Source organism: Paracidovorax sp. MALMAid1276 (assembly GCF_049198005.1).
Classification (GTDB): domain Bacteria; phylum Pseudomonadota; class Gammaproteobacteria; order Burkholderiales; family Burkholderiaceae_C; genus Acidovorax.
The window spans coordinates 1-2,817 of record NZ_JBMIRS010000090.1 but is presented as its reverse complement, the minus strand read 5'-3'; the positions used below and the strand labels follow the sequence as shown (position 1 = coordinate 2,817).

The 2,817-nt window shown below is 66.2% G+C and carries 3 protein-coding genes; 1 reads left to right on the top strand and 2 read right to left on the bottom strand.

What is annotated here, in order from left to right; genetic code table 11:
- The coding region (locus ACOQFS_RS05715) for a methyl-accepting chemotaxis protein (protein ID WP_421561934.1) at window positions 1–1,026 on the bottom strand (1,026 nt) is incomplete at its 3' end.
- Window positions 1,027–1,438: 412 nt separating this feature from the next.
- Between ACOQFS_RS05715 and ACOQFS_RS05710 the strand changes: the two genes are divergently transcribed.
- Entirely contained in the window at window positions 1,439–2,257 is an 819-nt protein-coding gene (locus ACOQFS_RS05710) for an esterase/lipase family protein (protein ID WP_421561933.1), read from the top strand.
- Between the two features lie 64 nt (window positions 2,258–2,321).
- Here the strand turns inward: ACOQFS_RS05710 and ACOQFS_RS05705 are convergent, their stop codons facing one another.
- Window positions 2,322–2,699 (bottom strand): hypothetical protein, encoded by a 378-nt coding sequence (locus tag ACOQFS_RS05705; RefSeq protein WP_421561932.1) that lies wholly within the window; start codon window positions 2,697–2,699, stop codon window positions 2,322–2,324.
- Window positions 2,700–2,817 lie beyond the last annotated feature (118 nt).

Sequence of the window (2,817 nt, the reverse complement as noted above, 5' to 3'; positions counted from 1 at the left end):
CACCACTTCGGCCACCACGTCGCCGCCCTGCACGGCCACGGTGCTGGCGTTCACGGCCAGCTGGTTGGCGGTGCGCGCGTTGTCGGCGTTCTGCCGCACTGTGGAGCCCAGCTCTTCCATGGAGGCGGCGGTTTCTTCCAGTGCGCTGGCCTGCTGCTCGGTGCGGGCCGACAGGTCGTTGTTGCCCAAGGCAATCTGCGAGCTGGCCGCCGCCACGCCTTCGGCGTTGCTGCGCACCAGGCTCACGGTATTGACCAGGCTTTGCTGCATGCGCTGCAAGGCGCTGAGCAGTTGCCCTGTTTCATCTTGCGACTGCACGACGATGCGCGTGCCGAGGTCTCCCGCCGCCACCCGGTCTGCAGCCAACACGGCTTGCGCAAGCGGACGCGTGATGGAACGGATGATGGTGATGGCCAGGAAAACAGCCAATGCGATGGCAGCGATGCCCACCAGCGCGACATCACGCTCCAGTGCATCGGCTGCCGCATTGGCCCGAGCGCCCGCTGCCGCAGTCACTCCCGCCTGGTAGTCCACTTGCTCCTGAATGAACTTCTGATACTCAAGCTGAACAGGACGTACCTTGTCGGTCAGCAACTTCAGGGCATCGTCGCGCTGCCCCTTTTGAATCAACCCAAGGTATTCATCTCCGGCGGCGAGGAATGCAGCCCGCTGCTGCTGCATGCGCCCGAGGATCTCTCGGCCTTTTTCGGACTTGATGAATCCGTCGAGAGCAGGCAGTTCCTTGGCGATGGAGGCGCGCGCAGCCGCAATGCGTTCGTGCGACGGCTTCACGATGCTGTCCTCGGTGGTCAGCGCCAGATTGCGGAACTGGATGGCCTGCACGTTCACGCCGTCGGCGATCACGCCCATGATCCGTGTGATGGGAATCCGCACTTCCACGACATCGGACAACGCGGCGTGCTGCGTGGCGGACCGCACCAGCGCCACCCCACCCAATGCGATGAGCAGCAGCAACATGACCGCAAACGCCGCCACCAACCGAGTCGAAATCTTCAGGCGATTCATTCCCATTCCCTCCCAAGTGCAAGACCAACGTTTTCAACAATTGTTAACAATTGTGCTTCAAAATCCGTCGGTTGCTTGTTGCCTTGTGTGCAGCGGCACTGGCCGCTGAAACTGACGTCTGGCGCGGCCTCTCGTGAGGGCTGGGTCAGGGCGCGCGTTGGCTTTGCCTGCGAGCAGTTTTTGCCGATTTGACGACGCCGTGTTGTGCATGCCACGGGGAGGCTTTCGTCTCAGAGCCTGTTCAATGTCTTTTTTGGATCTTCAAAAAGACATTGAACCGGCTCTCAGGCGCATGTGGATTGGAGAGCCGGCTCCAGAGGCATTGGGAGGATGGGGTCGCTAAAGATGCTACCTTCGCAGAACCACCGCGCGCGCGACGCGCTCGCCCTTTCTGCCTGGAACGCCCCACCCCATGCCCCGTCTCTCCAAAGACACAGACCCCGTGTCTTCCTCTCCATTTCCTCCGCCTGGATGGCCCCTGCTGGCCCTGGAGCTTCGCGCCCCCTGGGAATTTGGCGCCGTGCTGCCCGCCTGGCCCGTTTTGCAGCGCGCGCCGCTGGGCGACGGCCATTCGGTGATCGTGTTCCCGGGCCTCACGGCGGGGGATGCCACCACCCTTCCACTGCGCCGTTATCTGGATTCACGCAACTACAACACCGTCGGCTGGGGCCAGGGCCTGAACCTGGGCCCGCGGGACGGCGTGCTGGACGCTGCCAAGCGCCAGCTGCAGGCAGTGGCCGATGCCAGCGGCAACACGGTCAGCCTGGTGGGCTGGAGCCTGGGCGGCATCTACGCCCGCGAGCTGGCCAAGGAGATGCCCGACCGGGTGCGCTGCGTGATCACCCTGGGCACCCCGTTTGCCGGGCACCACCGCTCGACGAACGCCTGGCGCATCTACCAGTTCGCCAGCGGGCGCGACATTGAGCGCGAAACCGAAAACTACAACCTGCCCGAGGCGCCACCGGTGCCCACCACCAGCATCTTCTCGCGGTCTGACGGCGTGGTGGCGTGGCGCGGCAGCCTGCAGGCGCAGTCCAGCCACAACCCCCACACTGAGAACATCGAAGTGGTGGCCAGCCATTTCGGCATGGGGCTGAACCCCAGCGCCTGGTGGGCGGTGGCCGACCGGCTGGCCCAGCCGCAAACGAACAAATCCGGAGCGGCATGGAAGCCGTTTCAGCGGCCCGCGCTGCCGGGCCTGCAGCTGGTGTTCCCCGACCCTTTGCGGTAGCACTACAGCGGCCGGGGGGCCGCGCAGCCTCGCCGGGGCTGCAGCGCGCCGGCCTGCAAAGGGCTTACCGCCGCAGGTCTTCCTGCCGGGATTCGCCCACACGCGTCACTTCAGGCTCTTCGGGCACGGGAATGGTGTCGGCCGGCTCGTCGACCTTGGCCGGCCCGACGGCTGCGCCGCCCAGAGCCCCGGCCACGCCGCCGACGGCGCCACCGACCACCGCGCCCACCGGCCCGCCCACGGTGGACCCCACTGCGGCGCCGGCAGCGGCCCCCACGGCAGCGCCGCCGCCCACGGCAACGGTGCCGGAACCCGCATCGTCTTGCGGGCCGCCCAGCGGGCTGTGCGCCTGTGCTGCCCGGTCACGACTGCGCACTGCGGCTTCGGTAGAGGTGTGGTTGAAGGCGTTGTTGGAGGTGGGGGTGGTCGTGGGATGGGTCATGGCGTTCTCCTCGTGAAGGGTGGATGGAAACAGGAGCGGCGCGCACCGCTGCATGCATTGCGGTGCAGGTCAGCGCGGCGCGCTGCCCTGCTCTGCGTTCCTCTGTTTCTACGACCCG